13 protein-coding genes are annotated in these 16,295 nt (G+C 73.8%); 7 read left to right on the top strand and 6 right to left on the bottom strand.

Annotation, left to right across the window (positions count from 1 at the left end):
• Positions 1–170 precede the first annotated feature (170 nt).
• The 3 genes from ACFVUH_RS28000 to ACFVUH_RS28010 form a co-directional block, all read right to left on the bottom strand.
• Positions 171–1,538, bottom strand: a complete 1,368-nt coding sequence (locus ACFVUH_RS28000; RefSeq protein ID WP_387916049.1) for a phophatidylserine decarboxylase associated domain-containing protein — start codon at positions 1,536–1,538, stop codon at positions 171–173.
• Positions 1,539–1,648: 110 nt separating this feature from the next.
• Entirely contained in the window at positions 1,649–2,590 is a 942-nt protein-coding gene (locus ACFVUH_RS28005) for a DUF4231 domain-containing protein (RefSeq protein WP_387916051.1), read from the bottom strand.
• A 244-nt stretch (positions 2,591–2,834) separates the two neighbouring features.
• Complete coding sequence (locus ACFVUH_RS28010) at positions 2,835–3,599, bottom strand: SIS domain-containing protein (protein WP_355375724.1); 765 nt, start codon at positions 3,597–3,599, stop codon at positions 2,835–2,837.
• A 221-nt stretch (positions 3,600–3,820) separates the two neighbouring features.
• Here ACFVUH_RS28010 and ACFVUH_RS28015 point away from each other — a divergent pair, with 221 nt between their 5' ends.
• The 3 genes from ACFVUH_RS28015 to ACFVUH_RS28025 all read left to right on the top strand — a co-directional run bounded on the left by ACFVUH_RS28015 (position 3,821) and on the right by ACFVUH_RS28025 (position 8,216).
• Positions 3,821–4,513, top strand: coding sequence for a metal-dependent transcriptional regulator (locus ACFVUH_RS28015; protein WP_355375726.1), 693 nt, complete (start codon positions 3,821–3,823; stop codon positions 4,511–4,513).
• A gap of 1,018 nt (positions 4,514–5,531) precedes the next feature.
• On the top strand, positions 5,532–6,908 hold the full coding sequence (locus ACFVUH_RS28020; RefSeq protein WP_350553764.1) for a transcriptional regulator: 1,377 nt from the start codon (positions 5,532–5,534) through the stop codon (positions 6,906–6,908).
• A gap of 186 nt (positions 6,909–7,094) precedes the next feature.
• Positions 7,095–8,216: a hypothetical protein gene (locus ACFVUH_RS28025; RefSeq protein ID WP_387916053.1), complete on the top strand. Its 1,122-nt coding sequence runs from the start codon at positions 7,095–7,097 to the stop codon at positions 8,214–8,216.
• Positions 8,217–8,327: 111 nt separating this feature from the next.
• Here ACFVUH_RS28025 and ACFVUH_RS28030 read toward each other — a convergent pair whose 3' ends face one another.
• A complete protein-coding gene (locus tag ACFVUH_RS28030) occupies positions 8,328–9,626 on the bottom strand; it encodes an ABC transporter substrate-binding protein (RefSeq protein WP_387916055.1) in 1,299 nt (432 codons plus the stop codon).
• Positions 9,627–9,802: 176 nt separating this feature from the next.
• Between ACFVUH_RS28030 and ACFVUH_RS28035 the strand changes: the two genes are divergently transcribed.
• Both ACFVUH_RS28035 and purU read left to right on the top strand, forming a co-directional pair.
• Positions 9,803–10,318 carry a hypothetical protein gene (locus ACFVUH_RS28035; protein WP_355375735.1) on the top strand — a complete coding sequence of 172 codons (516 nt, stop codon included), beginning with the start codon at positions 9,803–9,805 and terminating at the stop codon, positions 10,316–10,318.
• A 169-nt stretch (positions 10,319–10,487) separates the two neighbouring features.
• Entirely contained in the window at positions 10,488–11,354 is an 867-nt protein-coding gene (gene purU, locus ACFVUH_RS28040; RefSeq protein WP_355375738.1) for a formyltetrahydrofolate deformylase, read from the top strand.
• Positions 11,355–11,423: 69 nt separating this feature from the next.
• Here the strand turns inward: purU and ACFVUH_RS28045 are convergent, their stop codons facing one another.
• Both ACFVUH_RS28045 and ACFVUH_RS28050 read right to left on the bottom strand, forming a co-directional pair.
• A complete protein-coding gene (locus tag ACFVUH_RS28045) occupies positions 11,424–12,656 on the bottom strand; it encodes a zf-HC2 domain-containing protein (RefSeq protein ID WP_387916057.1) in 1,233 nt (410 codons plus the stop codon).
• The gene (locus ACFVUH_RS28050) at positions 12,653–13,318 is read right to left on the bottom strand and encodes a sigma-70 family RNA polymerase sigma factor (protein ID WP_355374291.1); all 666 of its coding nucleotides are present in this window, start codon (positions 13,316–13,318) and stop codon (positions 12,653–12,655) included. The genes ACFVUH_RS28045 and ACFVUH_RS28050 overlap by 4 nt, the downstream gene beginning before the upstream one ends.
• A gap of 583 nt (positions 13,319–13,901) precedes the next feature.
• On the opposite strand from ACFVUH_RS28050, the gene ACFVUH_RS28055 reads away from it, so the two are divergent.
• Entirely contained in the window at positions 13,902–14,426 is a 525-nt protein-coding gene (locus tag ACFVUH_RS28055; RefSeq protein WP_380680081.1) for an ATP-binding protein, read from the top strand.
• 494 nt (positions 14,427–14,920) lie between these two features.
• Positions 14,921–16,291, top strand: a complete 1,371-nt coding sequence (locus ACFVUH_RS28060) for an MFS transporter (protein ID WP_387916059.1) — start codon at positions 14,921–14,923, stop codon at positions 16,289–16,291.
• Positions 16,292–16,295 lie beyond the last annotated feature (4 nt).

Below are 16,295 nucleotides of genomic sequence, written 5' to 3' on the forward strand. Positions count from 1 at the left end.
GTCTGGAACGAGAACGCCAAGCCGTTCAAGTGGACCAAGAGCGCCGACCAGATCATCGACCGGATCTGCCGCTACTGCTCACGCATCTCCGAACCGGGTCACTAGGGCACGACCACCGGCGCAGGAAGTCGGACCCGCCGACTTCCTGCGCCAGGGGGACGCTCAGGTGGCTACGGGACGGTGAGGCGGTTGGTGGTGGCGATCCGCATGCCGGCGAAGACGGGCGGGCCGGTCTCCATGTCGCCGCTGGTGTTGGGCGGGGTGTCGAAGGTCTGGACGACGCCCTTGCCGAAGATCAGGCACATGCTGGACCCGCCGTAGCTGAAGCGTCCGACCTCGGCGCCCTTCTCGAGTCGCTGACCCTTGGTGATCGGCTTGCCGGCGGCGTCGAGGAAGGCGACCGAGGAGATCTCGGTGATGCCGATGGGCAGGAGGGCGACCAGCATCCTCGTGCCGTCGTCGAGGTGGAAGTCGCTCTCGACGAGAAGCAGGCCGCGGGTGTTCACCGACGCCTGGTAGCCCTGTGACTGCGGGCCCGCGTCCGGGTCCATGCCCGCCGACCGCAGTTCGCTGAACATGAGGCCGGGGATGACCCGCGGCGCCTCGACGACGGTGCCGGCGATCGGGGTCCACCAGCGGTGGTAGTCGGCGCCGGACAGGAACGACTGGTACACGTGCCCGCCGACGAACCGCTGCACGTAGTCGCCGGGCTTCCAGGTGGAGTCACTGGGATCGGTGAGCATGTCCGTGAGCGAGTAGGGCTGGCCCTTCAGGTAGTACTCGTCGGACGCCTGCGTCACCTGCGCCCACCGGACGACGGTCCCGTCGTTGGACGAGACGATCACTTGTGCGTCGGTGGGCGCGCTGACCGGACGGAACTCCTGGCGCTTGATCTGCCGGTGGAAGAAGGCGTTGAAGGAGGCGGGGGCGGGGGTGACCTCGAACTCGTAGAGCTTGAACTGCTCGCGGGCGGGCTGGGACAGCCAGCCGTCGGGCAGCTTGTCGTTGAGGTAGGTGGCGCTCTTGTCCGAGTTCAGGAAGTCGTACCAGGTCTGGAGGATCTTCCGGAGCGCGTTGTTGAACTCCTGGTCCCGGAACGCGTCCCAGCCCCACTCGGTGAACATCATGTACACGAACAGGGTCGACATCGGGAAGAAGCTCCGCTTGGCGGGGTCCCAGTTGTAGGCCACCGGGCTGGTGACGATGTGGGCGAGCCGGTCGAGCAGGTCCTTGATCTCCTTGATGCCGTGCTGGTGCTCCTCCGGCACGTCGGAGATCATCCCGTTCACGAGTTTGCGCAGCGGCTCGTCCTTCTTGAGGAGCTCGTCGAGGGCTTTGACGGACGGCGGCCAGTCCTTCGGATCCAGGCCCCGGTCCGCGATCACCCGGGTGAGCTCCTCGTGCCACTCGTCCACGGCGCCGCGACGCCGTGGGAGATAGCCGGCGGCGACCCCGTGCAGCGCGTGGTAGCGCCGGTCGAACTCGCCTTCCCGTTGCCGTGCCTCGGCCGGGGCGGTCTCGGTCTCGCTGGTGGTCACAGCAGTCACATCCTTGCTTACGCGGTGAGACGGCTACTGCTTCCAGGCCACGTCGCCCGCCCTTCGCCCCGCAACTCGGTTGGGCCGAACGGGTGAACATTCCCCCCGCGCTACTCGCGCTCGGCGGAGCTGTTCACCTCGCGGCGGGCCTGCCAGGTGGTGTGCTCGCGGGAGACGGCGTCCTCGGCGTCGCGGGACAGCCGCGCCCAGAGCTCCTCGGCGTCGGGGGAGCCGACGTCCAGCCGGGCGAGCTGGGCGCGTATCTGGGCCAGCTCGTCGGCGGCCAGGCCGTAGGCGGCGGCCAGCGGGCGGTACTGGCGCAGCTGGGCCCAGGCGGTGACGGACGCGGCCACGGCGGAGACCGCGCCGAGCGCGTCGAAGGAGAACTCGCCCATCGCCCGCATCACCGCGAGCACCAGGCCGAGCAGCGGCAGCCCCACCCCCGCCACCCCGGTCCAGAAGCCGGCGCGGGCGCAGTAGCGGGCCTTGGACCGGTACCAGTCGTGCTGGACCTGGATGCGTTCGCGCAGGTAGACGTCCCGGCGGACGGCCAGCGGCTGCTCGCGCAGACCGCGCATCGCCGCCGTGATCTGGCTCTCGGCGGGCCGGCCGGCCAGCCCGGGGCCGACCGCACGGCTGCCCCGGAAGGCGTGCAGCACCCGGCCGAGCTGGAGGCCGTACAGGCCCTCGGCGTCCGGCAGCGGGCGCGGGGGCGGCTGGACGGCGTCGGCGCGGACGGCGAACTTCCAGGCGAGCGTCTTCACCGACTCGGCGGCGGCCCGGCCCTCGTACCAGAGGCCCTGGGGGTTCTGCCGGCTGGTCACGGCGGAGAGGCCGATCGCGCCGAGGTAGGCGACGGCGGCGAGCCAGGCCCACGGCGTGCCGTCGGCGGAGCCGGCCGTGGCGGCCACGACCAGCAGCACCAGCTCGGTGGCGGAAAGCCGGACCGCCCGGTGCTGGCCCTGCTGGGAGGCCGAGTCGGCCGCCCAGAAGAGCTCCGGCATCAGCTCGCGCTCCCGCACCCGGTCCGTCCCGCCCGCGCCCGACGTCATCCCGTCCCCCACTCGCAGCTCCTCCGCCCGGCGTTACCTGCCCCGGCGGGAGGCCCGGTACGCCTCGGGAGGGGTGGCTCGGGTGGGGCCGCGGTGGCGGGACGGGCCCTGCGGGACGGGTCCTGCGGTTCGGGCGGACGGGCCCGCCGTGGGGGGAGTCCACAGCGGTCGGCCGGTCGGCCGGTCGGCGTAGGCGACCCGGCGCCGGCGGCCGACCAGCCGTACGACAAACGGACCGGTGCGATCAGAAGGTGTAGAAGATCCGCTCCGCGTTGTCGGACATCTGCTTGGCGTTCCACTCGGTGCCGCCGGGCACGTTGCCGGAGCGGAACAGCGGCGGGGTGGGGCCGGTGCCGGCGAGTGCGGCGTCGGCGAGCCGCTCCACCGCGGTGGCGACCACGGCCTGCATCAGCGCGCTGGTGACGATGGTCGAGACGGGGCCGAAGGTGGTCTCGGCTCCGGGATGGGTCAGCTCGCCGTCGCCGACCGCGATCTTGTTGTCCAGGACGACGTCGCAGTGGTCCTTGAGGTAGGTGCCGGAGGGGTGGCCGGAGGAGACCTCGCCGGGGTAGGCGAGCGAGGTCAGCCCGATCACCTTCAGGCCCCGGCCGCGGGCGTACTGGGCCAGCTCGACCGGCATCACCTGGCGGCCGGAGAGCGAGATCACGAACAGCAGGTCGCCGCTGGTCGCGGGGGTGAGGTCCAGGGTGGCGGTGGCCAGGCCGGAGACCCGCTCCAGGGCGCTGGACAGCGGCGCCGGCATCACCGTGACCCCGGCCATCCCGGGGACCTCCAGCAGGTTGATCGGGACCAGCCCGCCGGCCCGGTAGACCACGTCCTGGGCGGCCAGCGAGGAGTGGCCGGCGCCGAAGGTGAAGACCCGGCGCCCCTCGGTGACCGCGTCGGCCAGCAGGGCGGCGGCCGCCTCGATGTTCTCCGCCTCCTCCTCGCGGACCCGCCGGAGGTGGGCGATCGCGGCGTCGAAGTACCGGCCGACCAGCTCGCTCATCTGGTGCCTTCGCTCTCTGCCGGTGGGGGATCCGGCCGGGTGGGGGCGGTCCGCGGTGGTCCGGACCATGGGGGAGAAGCTATGGCGAGCACCGTGCTGCCTCACCGGTGCCGCTGTCAACCGGCACGAAATGAGGCCCCCCGCACCCCGCGGCGGGCCCGGCAGTCGGTGCGGTAGGTCAGAATTGGCGATGAGGACCCCGAGGAACGGAGCCAGCGGCGATGTCTGGGCTGATCGACACCACTGAGATGTACCTTCGCACCATCCTGGAGCTGGAGGAGGAGGGCATCACCCCGATGCGCGCCCGGATCGCCGAGCGCCTGGAGCAGAGCGGTCCCACGGTCAGCCAGACGGTCGGCCGGATGGAGCGCGACGGACTGCTGCGCGTCGCGGGTGACCGGCACCTGGAGCTGACCGAGGAGGGACGCCGGCTCGCGGTGCGGGTGATGCGCAAGCACCGCATCGCCGAGTGCCTGCTGGTCGACGTGATCGGCCTGGAGTGGGAGCAGGTGCACGAGGAGGCCTGCCGCTGGGAGCACGTGATGAGCGAGACGGTCGAGCGCAAGGTGCTCGCCATGCTCGGCCATCCCACCCAGTCCCCGTACGGCAACCCGATCCCGGGGCTGGACGAGCTGGGCGACGCCAAGGCCGAGGGCGAGGGCTTCGACGCCGGCCTCGTCCCGCTGGACTCCGTGGCGCCGGGCGCCGACGGCGCCGACGTGGTGGTCCGCCGGATCGGCGAGCCGATCCAGACCGACGGCGACCTCATGCGCACGCTGCGCCGGGCCGGGGTCCGTCCGGGGTCGACGGTGCGGGTGAGCGCCGGCGTCGGCGGGGTGCTGGTGGGCACCGGCGACAACGCCGCCGAGCTGGGCAAGGAGATCGCCGCGCACGTCTTCGTCGCGCAGGCCTGACCGTACGGGCGGCGGCGGGGCCGCGTGACGGGTCGGGCGGCGGACGGGCGACCGGACGAGAACGAGCGGGCAACGCCGAACGGGGCCGTGCGCTCCCCGCGCTCCCGGCCCCGTTCGGCCCTCCCCGCCCCCCCCCCCAAACAACCCCCGATTATGGGGGCCCCCCCCCCCCCACCCCCCCGGCGGCACGCCCCCCCGCGCCGCCGCCCGCGGCCCCCCCCCCCCCCCCCCCGCCGTCCCGAGTGTCGGCGTCCCCCCCCCCCCCCCCCCCCCGGGCGCGCCCCCACGGCCCCGCCCTGTCCCTCCCGTTTCCCTCCCGTCCCCTCCGGTCTCCCCTCCGTCCCTCCCGTCCGCCTCGCCCGGCTTCCCCGACCGAGCGCCCCGTCCGGCGGCCCCTCACGTTGGAAGTTCTCCCACTCGGACGATCAAGGCAATCCTTGAGTGCTGTCACTCGTACGAGGGGCTTTCTTCCCTGATCAGCGGGTACACCGAAGCCTTATCCGCACATGCGTATGACGGGCCCCGACTCCGGTGGGAGACAAGGCCCGTCACGTGTGCGCGGGGTCTCGCGCGTCGCGCGCCCTCACCCGTTCGGCGCAGGGCGGCAGTCCAGGAGGCGGTCAGTCCACCGCCGCGGGGAGGGCCGGCCGCGCGGCGGCGGGGGCCCGGGGGGAATCGGCGATGTCGTCCACGGGGTACTCAACTACCGTGCGTGAAGCGGGTTACGGGGGGATCCCGGCCGCTGCGCCGTGCGGGGGCCCTTCACCCGAACCGGTGAGGCGGACCGTACGGGAGCGCGCCGGGGGGAGGCGGGGTGGGCGCAGTGGGGGCGCACAGGAGCATTCTCCCGGGCGCGTGGGGGGTGGGGATCGTCACCGTGGGTATCCCGGTGGCGTTGCTGATCGCTAACCTTGTGTCAGTTTCCTTGAACGGTCGGACAGTCGGCAACTCGGCAACAGAGATCAGCAGAAAGCGTCGCCCGCCGGCCGGGACCGGAGGGTGTGGGGAGGCGAAGCCAATGGCCGCGAGACCACTTGTCGCACGACAGCCCAACGAGCGTCTCCAGCAGCTGATCCAGGAGGCCAGCTGCTCCAACGCCGGTCTGGCACGGAGAGTCAACCTCTGCGGTGCCGAGCACGGCCTTGACCTGCGGTACGACAAGACCTCCGTCGCGCGCTGGCTCCGCGGCCAGCAGCCGCGCGGGCAGGCCCCGGCGGTGATCGCCGAGGCGCTCGGCCGCAAGCTGGGGCGCAGCGTGTCGGTCGAGGAGATCGGCATGGCCGACGGCAAGAACCTCAGCTCCGGCATCGGTCTGCAGTTCGCGCCGACGCTGGGCGCCGCACTGGAGCAGGTGTGCGAGCTGTGGCGCAGCGACGTCGGCCGCCGGGACTTCCTGACCGGGGCGACGGTGGCGGCCTCGGCCCTGGTGGAGCCCAGCCGGGACTGGCTGATCACCCCGCCCGACCCGGTGGTGGCCCGCACCGGCGGCACCAGGGTCGGCCCGACCGACGTGGCGGCCGTCAAGGCGACCACCGCGATGCTGGTCGACCTGGACCACCGGTTCGGCAGCGGGCACGTGCGCCCGGTGGTGGTGCACTACCTCAACAGCGTGGTCTCCGGGCTGCTCGGCGGCTCCTACCGGGACGAGACCGGCCGCCAACTGTTCGCGGCCGTCGCCCGGTTGACCGAGCTGGCGGGCTACATGGCGGTGGACACCGGCCAGCCGGGCCTGGCCCAGCGCTACTACATCCAGGCGCTGCGGCTGGCCCAGGCCGCCGACGACCGGGGCTACGGCGGTTATGTGCTGGCGGCCTCGATGAGCCACCTGGCGGCGACCCTGGGCAACCCGCGGGAGATCGCCCAGCTCGCCCGGGCCGCCCAGGAGGGCGCCCGGACGGTGGCCACCCCGACCGCGATGGCGATGTTCTACGCGGCCGAGGCGCGCGGGCACGCCCTGCTCGGCGACGCCAAGGCCTGCGAGGCGGTGGCCGCCAAGGCGCTGGAGATGATGGAGAAGCGCCGCCCGGAGGACGACCCGGACTGGATCGTCCACTTCGACGACGCCTACCTCGCCGACGAACTGGCCCACTGCCACCGGGACCTCGAACAGGCCGGTCCCGCCGAGCACTACGCCCGCCGGGCGCTCGACCTGCACCCGCCGACCCGGGTGCGGCGCCGCGCGGTGGACCTGGTGCTGCTGGCGACGGCGCAGCTCCAGCAGCGGGACGTCGAGCGGGCCTGCGAGACGGGTGCCCAGGCGGTCCGGCTGCTCAGCGGGCTGCGCTCCAACCGGGGCGTGGAGTACCTGGACGAGTTCCGGCGCCGTCTGGAGCCCTACCGGGAGCAGCGGGTGGTGCGTGAGTTCCAGGCCCGGGCCGAGGCGGAGGCCGCCTGATCCGGGGGCCGTCGAGGAGGGCGGCGGGGAGCGTGCAGGGTCGGTGAGGGATGGACCGCCCACGTGGTCGGCCGGTTCCGTGAACCGGTAGCGTGGGCGCGACGTCCAAGGAACTGTGATGCCCCCAAGAACCGACGAGATGTGGTCCGCCGTCAGCGCGCGGTCGTGCACAGGTGAGGAATCGCGTTGAGCCAGCGCCGCTCGTACCCCAACTCGGGTGACTTCAACCTGGACGACCTGTTCCGGCCGGAGCCCGGTCAGCAGCCCGCGCAGCAGCCGGGTCCGCCGCAGGGCCCACCGCAAGGACAGCAGCCGGGGCAGCCGTACGGGCCGCCGCAGGGACAGCACCCCGGCCAGCCGCCGCAGGGACAGCCGTACGGGCCGTACCCGGGGCAGCCGGCCGGGCAGCCGGAGTACCTCGGCGACAGCGCGCTGCCGACCCAGGCCATCCCGGCCCAGCAGCCGGGCTGGGGCGGCGCCCCGCAGCCGGGCTACCCGGCCGACCCGGCCCAGGCGACCCAGTACCTGCCGCCGTACCCGGCCGGGGACCCGCAGGCGGCGGGCGGCTACCCGCCCGCGCAGCCGGGGTACGCCGACCGGCCCGCGCCGGGCTACCCGGACCACCCGGGTGAGGCCCCGGGTGGACGGGACGGCGGCCGCAGTGGCCGTCCCTCGTCCAAGCTGCTGATCGGCGGCGTGGTGGCGGGCGGCGTGGCGGCGGCGGTTCTGGTCGCGGTGCTGCTGAACGGCGGCGACGACACGGCCGGGACGGCGAAGAAGGCCGTCCCCCCGGTGACCGAGAGCGGGACGGCCGCGGCCACCGCCCAGAGCGCGGGCCCGACGACCGCCTCGGTCAACCCGGAGGTCAAGGCGCAGGCCCAGTCGCTGTCCGACCTGCTCGGCACGGCCAACGACAGCCGGCAGGCGGTGATCGGCGCGGTCGCCTCGGTGCAGAAGTGCGACAAGCTGCCGGAGTCGCAGCAGGCGCTGACCGCCGCGGCCGGGCAGCGCCGGGAGCTGCAGACCAAGCTGGCCGGGCTGAAGACCGACAAGCTGCCCGGCGGCCCGCAGCTGGTCGAGCAGCTGAACGCGGCGTGGACGGCCTCGGCGACCGCCGACGACGAGTACGCGGCCTGGGCCACGGACGCCCAGGGCGGCTGCGACCCGAAGAAGAACGACAACCAGCACTACAAGAACGCCGTCGCCGCGAGCGGCACTGCCACCACGGCCAAGAAGCAGGCGGCCGGGCTCTGGAACACCGTCGCCGGCCAGACGGGTCTGCCCACCCGCACCGACGGCGACCTCTGACCCCGGACGGACGGCACGGCGGCACCGGGCGGCATCATCCGGCGCCGGAAACGGCGGAGGCCCGACCGCTGGACGGCCGGGCCCCGGGAACCGCGGGGTGGAACGGGCGGATCAGGCCGGCGGCTTGCCCCCGGTGAGCACCCAGCGCACGTCGACGAAGCCGGGCCGCTGCAGGGTCAGCTGCCCGCCCTTGACCACCTGGTAGGTGACCCAGGTGTTCACCAGCCGGGGCGACTCGGTGCTCGGCAGCATGTTGGTGGTCGCCCAGTTCAGCGGCGGGGTGAGCCCCACGTCGATCTGCTCGCCACCGTCCAGCAGGGCGGTGACCGCCTTGCTGGAGACCTCGCGTCCGGCCGCGGCCAGCCGGTCGGAGACCTGCCGGAACACCTCGTAGGCCACCCAGGTGGTCTGCACCCCGGGGTCGGCGGCGTCGATGTGCCGGCCGGCGCTGTCGGAGCGGATCACCGCGCGCAGGCCGTCCCAGATCTTGGCCGACTCCGGCGGGTACCAGCCGGTCACGAAGGCGCCGGCGAGCGGGCCGGAGTCGCCGCCGGTGGAGTCGACCACCGACTGCTGCACACTGCCGATCACCGAGGCGATCCGGGTGTTCTTGGCACCGGTCCGACGGAAGGCGTCGAGCAGGTTGCCGGTCGGCTCGGCGCCCAGCGCGCTGGTGACGCAGTTGCCCGGCTGGTCGCCGCCGATCGCCTTGCGGACCTCCGGCGAGTAGTCGTTGGACTTCTCCGGCGCCTTGACGTCCAGCAGCTTCATCCCGGCCGGCTTGAGCGCGCTGCCCAGGTAGCCGAGCAGGTTGTCGCCGGCCGGGGTGTCCGGGCGGATCAGCGAGACCGTCTTGCAGCCGGCCTCGACCAGCTGCCGGCCGCTGCCGCCGATCAGTGCGGGCATGCCGCCGCCCACCGGGTAGGACAGCGGGCTGCTGAACTCCGGCTGGGACAGCCCGTAGCCGCCGATCAGCGGGATGCCGGCCCGTTCCAGGACGGGCATGAAGTCGTCGCCGAACTGGCTGTAGGAGCCGAGCACCGCGACCGCCTTGGCGTCCACCGCCTGCTGGGCGCAGGCCTTGGAACCGTCGGAGGTGTTGTGCTCGTTACAGGTGATGACCCGCAGTCGGCGGCCGTGCAGGCCGCCCTTGACGTTGATGTCCCGCCCGATCGCCTCGGCGAGGGCGGTCATCCCGGGGCGGTCGGCCGAGCCGGTGTCGGACGGCGCCCAGGTCATCACGGTGAGGTCGCCGCTGCCGGTGGCGGCATCGGCCGGTCCGCCGCACGCGGAGGCCGAGAAGAGGGTTGGGAGCACCGCCGCGGCGGTCGCGACGGCAGCGATCGGGCGCCGGCGGCGCCGTCCCGCGATCGGGTGCATGGCCTGGGACGAGCCCCTGCGGCTGGTCATCGGTCTTTCCCTCCCTGGGCGCAGTGTGCTGCGCACTGGTTCCAGCCAATCCCCGGTGGAGCAAGCCGAGAGGGCCGTCCAGCCAACAGCCGGCAAACGGGAGTGGAAATCCGAGGGGGAACGCGTGTAGATCGGGAGTGGAGCACCAGTGGCGGGGGAACGTACGATCGATTCCCATGTCCGCCAGCACAGAATCTTCGTATCGGTCTGCCCGAAACCCTTCTCGTCCGGGTCACCGCTCCAGCACGATGGGCGGCATGCCGCTCAACGACCTTCCCTGGTGGCGCTGGCGGGCCCGACTCCGCTCGGCGCTGCACATGCTCTCCGACCCCGGGTTCCAGCGGGAGGCCTGGCTGGCCGGCCGCGAGGGGTACGGCGACGTCACCGACGCCGTCTACCGCCTGGTGGAGGACACCTGGCTGGACCGCTGGTCGGCCGAGAAGTACGTCGGCACGATCTTCCGGGACTCCGCCGAGGCCACGCTGGTGGACGTCGCGGTGCTGCGGGTGGTGCGGATCCTGCACGAGGTCGGCGCGGACGCCCCCGCCTCCGCCTACCTGGAGCACCACGGCTGGCCGGAGGCGGTCCGGGCGGCCCGCGAGGCGCACGTCAAGCTGGCGGTCAACGACGGCGAGGACCCGGACGTCCCGCCGCGCTCGCTGGACGTGCTGCGGATCCTGACCCAGGTCTGACCCGGGCCCGGTCCGGGCCCGAGCCGGGTCCGATCCAGGTCGGAGGGGCCCGGCGGCCCGGCGCCGGGCAGGCCCGTCCGCAGTGCGGGCAGCCGGGCGGGGGTCCTCCCGGAGTGTGACACGCTGGAGCATTCACACCAGTACGAGCCCAGGACGGGATACCCCCACCGTGGAACAGCAGCCGGCCAGCGCCCAGTACGTCCTCACGCTGTCCTGCCCGGACAAGCAGGGCATCGTGCACGCGGTCTCCAGCTACCTCTTCATGACCGGGTGCAACATCATCGACAGCCAGCAGTTCGGTGACGGCGACAGCGGTCTGTTCTTCATGCGGGTGCACTTCTCCGCCGCCGAGCCGGTGACCGTCGACAAGCTGCGGGCGAGCTTCGCCGCGATCGGCGCCTCGTTCGGGATGGACTGGCAGATCCACCCGAGCGAGGAGAAGCTGCGGATCGTCCTCCTGGTGAGCAAGTTCGGGCACTGCCTGAACGACCTGTTGTTCCGCACCCGGATCGGCGCGCTGCCGGTGGAGATCGCCGCGGTGGTCTCCAACCACACCGACTTCCGCGACCTCACCGAGGGCTACGGCATCCCGTTCCACCACATCCCGGTGACCCGGGAGACCAAGGCCGAGGCCGAGCAGCAACTGCTGGACCTGGTCGCCAAGGAGAACGTCGAGCTCGTGGTGCTGGCCCGCTACATGCAGGTGCTGTCGGACCAGCTGTGCACCGCGCTCTCCGGCAAGGTGATCAACATCCACCACTCCTTCCTGCCGAGCTTCAAGGGCGCCAAGCCGTACCACCAGGCGCACGCCCGGGGCGTGAAGCTGATCGGCGCCACCGCGCACTACGTCACCGCCGACCTGGACGAGGGCCCGATCATCGAGCAGGAGGTGGCCCGGGTGACCCACGACATCACCCCGGACCAGCTGGTCGCGCTCGGCCGGGACGTCGAGTGCCAGGCGCTGGCCCGCGCGGTGAAGTGGCACAGCGAGCACCGGGTGCTGCTGAACGGCACCCGGACGGTCGTCTTCGCCTGAGCCGAGCAGGGCTTCCGGGCAGGAGCCGGGAGCCGTGCGGGGCAGGAGCCTGGCGCCGGGAGAACCGGTCTAGGGGCGGGAGAGCAGCGGCGTCGCGCGCAGCACCTCGCGGATCGCGGTCCGGTCGCCCTGCTCGCCGACCGGCAGCCGGTCCGGGTCGCGGTGCGCGGCGGCCAGCTGGCAGAACTCCAGCCCGTCCAGCACCATCACGGCCACCGGTTCGCCGACCGGCGGGCCCGCCTCCGGGCCGTCCAGCGGTATCAGCCACTCACCGGCGGCCGGGCCGTCGATCACCAGCCGGACCCGGCGGCCGGTCCGGGCCCCGTCCGCTCGCCCGGGCCCGCCGTCGGGTGCGCCGACCGCCGCTCCGGTGAGTTCGGGGTGCGCCGCCCGCTGCCCGGCGAGCGCCAGCGGCAGCATCCGCACGGCCAGGTCGATCATCTGCCGCAGGTGCTGCGGGGCCGGCGGGTCGTACGGGTAGGCGACCGCGCGGGCGACGTCCTCTCCGTGCACGTAGCACTCGAAGGCCCGGTCGACGAAGGCGTCCCGGAGCGGGACCGTCACGAAGCCGAAGTCCACCGGGGTGTTGCCCTGCGGGGCGAGCGCGGCCGAGCGGACCAGCCGGTGGCAGTGCCGGCGCCACCGGGCGCGGACCCGCTGCGGCGGCTGGCCGGCCTGCTCGGCGGTGAGCCGGGCGGTGCGCTCGGCGATCCGGGCCCAGGGCCGGCCGGCCTGCTGCGGCACCCGGGGCACCGACGGGAGGACGGCCTCCTGCGGCGGGACCCGGCGCTCGGCCGCCGGCCCGGTGCCGGACGCGGCCGTGCCGGTGGGACCGGTGCCGGACGGGACGGGGTCGGGCAGTCCGAGGGCGACGGCCAGGTAGCCGTCCACGGCGGCGAGGTGGCAGAGCACCTCGGCCGGGCGCAGGTACTCGGTGCCGCCGTGCCAGGGCAGTTCGGCGACCTCCTGCCACTCCTCCGGGCCGAGGTCGCGCAGCAGCGCGTCGAACTTGGCGGTCTCGGCGGCGTACGGCATGCCCCAGGCGGGGACCGGCAGATCGGCCGGGCGGCGGGCCAGGCACCAGTCGAGCACCTGCTTGCGCAGGGCGGCGGGCTGGTCCAGCGGCTCCTCGACGGAGAGCCAGCCGGCCGCCTCGCGCAGTCGCTCGGCGTGCTCGGCGCACTCCGGGCAGCCGGTCAGGTGGGCTTCGACCTCGGCGCCCTCGCGGGGCTGGACGGCGCCCAGCGCCCAGGCGCCGAGCAGCGAGCGCAGGGCCTCGTGCTGCTCGTCGGTGATCGTCACGTCCCCCCGCCCTCCTTCCACCGCGCGCTCCCGTCCGCTCGTTCCGTGTCCGACGAGTCCGCGTCGTCCGCGTCGGCTCGTCCCGGGTCGGCCGGGGTGGGGCCCCGGTGCCGGGCGCGCTCCTGCTCCAACTCGGTGGCGAGCAGTTCCAGTCCCTGCCGCATCCGCTGCTTGGCGGCCTGCTCGCTGATCCCCAGCCGGCGGGCCGTCTCCTGGTAGGTGCGGCCGTCGTAGTAGGACTCCGCGATGGTCTCACGCAGCGGTTGCGGCAGAGCGGCGACCGCGTACTGGACCCGGGCGGCGGTGGCCACCGCGCGGATCTCGTCGTGGACCCCGTCCTGCGCGTCGTCGCCCGCGAAACCCGCCTCCGCGGCGCGGCGCGCCCGCAGCCGGTCCACCGCGCGACGGTGGGTCAGCGCGCCGAGCCAGGCGCGGAGCGAGCCGCGGGCCGGGTCGAAGGCCTCGGGGTGCTCCCAGACGTGGGCGAATATCTCCCGGGTGAGTTGCGCCGCCGCGGTCTGGTCGGCCAGTATCCGCCCGGCCAACCCGTGGACCATCGGCGCGAGTTGGTCGTACAGCTCGCCGAGGGCGGTCTCTTCGCCGCGGGCCAGGCGCCGCTGCAGCTGCTCGTCCCGGCGCGGGGCGCCGTCGGTGGTGGCCACCGGTCACCACCCCTCCTGCCGGACCGACCGCTGACGGTCCCACGGTAACCCGCGCGGTTCGGGCGGCGCGCGGATTCGGCGGAGAACGGAGGCCGGGGCTTCGGATCGTCAGATCGTGGGATCTGCCGTCGATCCCGCGGTTGAGCTGTTCGAAGGGGGCTGGACATATGTCGCACGGGTGGTTCGCGAGTGGCGGGTGCGGCGGGAGCGGCGGACGGCGGTAGGTTCGCCTCTGCGTCGTGGGCCGGTCGGTCCGGGCCGGGCGATCGCCGGTCCGGGGCTCGCCAGAGTGAACGGGACAGTATGCCCTGCCCCGTCCCCCGATCGCTGGAATATGCCCGAAGCGCTTGCTGCGGTCCGCCCGCCGACTCATCCTGAGGCGTATTCGTGTCGCGGCCGGTGCGGCGGCGGACGAGGTGGCGCGGGCGCGCCGCGGCGGGTGCGGCGTGCGGTCACCCCGCCGGGCGGCGGCCCGACGGACGGCCGACCCGACGGACGGCCGGCCCGGTGCGCGCCCGGGCCGGGCGGGCGACCAGGACCCGGCCGAGACGGTGGCCGAACTGCGAGTGCGGGTGGTGGAGCGGTGCAGGTTCTTCAGGTACAGCTTGCGGTGCAGGCGGACCCCGCCGAGGTCGGCCGGGCCCGTCGGTGGGTCCGCTCGCGGCTGCTCAACCACGGGGTGGACCCGGACGCGCCGATCGCCGAGACGGTGGTCCTGGTGGTCTCCGAACTGGTCACCAACGCCGTGGTGCACACCGGCTGTCCGGCCGTGCTGCGGCTCTGCTTCCCGCTGGGCGACCTCCCGGGCGCCGTACCGGACGCCGCCCCGGGCACGGCCGGACGCGACGGGGTGCGCGAGTCGGCGACGGTCGGTCCGCTGCGGGTCGAGGTCGCCGACGCCAGCCAGGTCGCCCCCGCCCCCCGGCACGCCGGGGCGGACGTCGACGCCACCAACGGGCGCGGCCTGGAGCTGGTCGAGCTGCTCTGCGACCGCTGGGGCTGGTACCCCGACGGCACGGGCAAGCGGGTCTGGTGCGAGATCAGCCCGGACGCCCGGCCCGCGGATCCGCTCACCGCCGTCGACTGGGCGGCGCTGGCGCAGCCCTGACGGGCCCCGGCCCCCGCGTCCCTGACGTCCCCTTGGCCCCGGGGCCGAAAGCTGACGCAACCATTCCGAATTTCGGACAAACCATTGACGTGACGTATCCGACTGATCACGCTTGGGTGCAGCTCTCCGTCGCGAGGGGACGCCGAGGGAACACCCGAACGCCACCGCGGTGCTGCTGTCCAGGGGGACCACGTCAGCAAGGGGGGCCGTGGGTCGGTCGTACGCTGGCTCCTTGGCGAGTGCGGAGGGCGTGGCACGGGTTCAGGGACCGTGTGCCGAGGTTGGATGGCGGCCGGCCGTGCCGTGCTCGGGGTGCGTGCGGCCCGCCGCCATCCGATCCGCCCGCCGTGGGCGATCTTTTCCGGCCACCCGGCCCGCGCGCCGAACCCCGGATTCCGGTCGGGCCGCCTCTCACCCCCGGTTGGCCCGATTCCGGCGGAAGTCGGCAGTCCCGCCCCTCGTCGTCGGCCCGCGCCGTCGGGAGACTCTGCCGGGTGAACGAGACCGACGCCCCCACCGGACCCCCGACTCCCGCCGGACCCCTGGCCCCCACCGGACCCCGGACCACCACCGACGCGCTCCCCGCGCCCGTCCGCGCGCCCCGGGTGCACTACGCCTGGGTGGTGGCCGGTGTTGCCCTGCTGGTGCTGCTCGGCTCGGCCGGATTCCGGTCCACGCCCAGTCTGATGATGGACGCGCTGCACACCGAGTTCGGCTGGTCGATGGGCACGATATCCGCCGCCAGCTCGGTCAACCTCACCCTCTACGGCCTCACCGCGCCGTTCGCCGCCGCGCTGATGGACCGGTTCGGCGTGCGACTGGTGGTGGTGTGCGCACTGCTGACGATCTCGGTCGGCGCCGGCCTCACCATGCTGATGCGCCAGCCCTGGCAACTGATGCTCTGCTGGGGCGTGCTGGTCGGCCTCGGCAGTGGCTCGATGGCCGGCGCGTTCGCCACCACGATCACCGGGCGCTGGTTCCGGGCCCGGCAGGGGCTGGTCACCGGCGTGCTGACGGCCGCCGGCGCGGCGGGAAACCTGGTCTTCCTCCCGCTCGGCGCCTGGCTGGTCGAACAGCACGGCTGGCGCACGGCGGTCGTGGTGGTCTCGCTGGCGGCCACCGCGGTGGCCGTCCCGGTGCTGCTGCTGATGCGCGAACGGCCCGCCGACCTCGGCCTGCTCCCGTACGGCGCGACCGAGCCGCCGCCCGCGCCCGTCGGCGGCGACCGGGCGCTGGCCCGCTCGCTGCGGGTGCTCCGGGAGGCCGCCCGCACCCGGGCGTTCTGGCTGCTGGCCGGCTCCTTCGCGATCTGCGGCGCGACCACCGCCGGACTGGTCGGCACCCACTTCATCCCGGCCGCCCACGACCACGGCCTGCCGGTCACCACCGCGGCGAGCCTGCTCGCGCTGATCGGCGTGTTCGACGTGATCGGCACCGTCGCCAGCGGCTGGTTCACCGACCGCTTCGACGCCGGACTGCTGCTGATCGTCTACTACGCGCTGCGCGGGCTCTCGCTGCTGGTGCTGCCGCAGCTGTTCGCGGGCGCGCTGGAACCGCCGATCCTGGCGTTCGTCATCTTCTACGGGCTGGACTGGGTGGCCACCGTGCCGCCGACCGTCGCGCTCTGCCGCCGCCACTTCGGGGAGGACGCGCCGATCGTCTTCGGCTGGGCGCTGGCCTGCCACCAGATCGGCGCCGCCGTGGTGGCCGGCCTGGCCGGATTCGCCCGGGACGCGCTCGGCGACTACGACCTCGCCTGGTACGCGGCCGGCGGACTCTGCGCGGTCGCGGTGCTGCTCTGCCTGGCGCTGCGCGGGCGTGGACCGGAACGTGGGCGGGAACGGACCGCCTCCGTCCTGTCGTAAGGGG

The organism is Kitasatospora sp. NPDC058032 (genome assembly GCF_042885845.1).
Lineage (GTDB): Bacteria > Actinomycetota > Actinomycetes > Streptomycetales > Streptomycetaceae > Kitasatospora.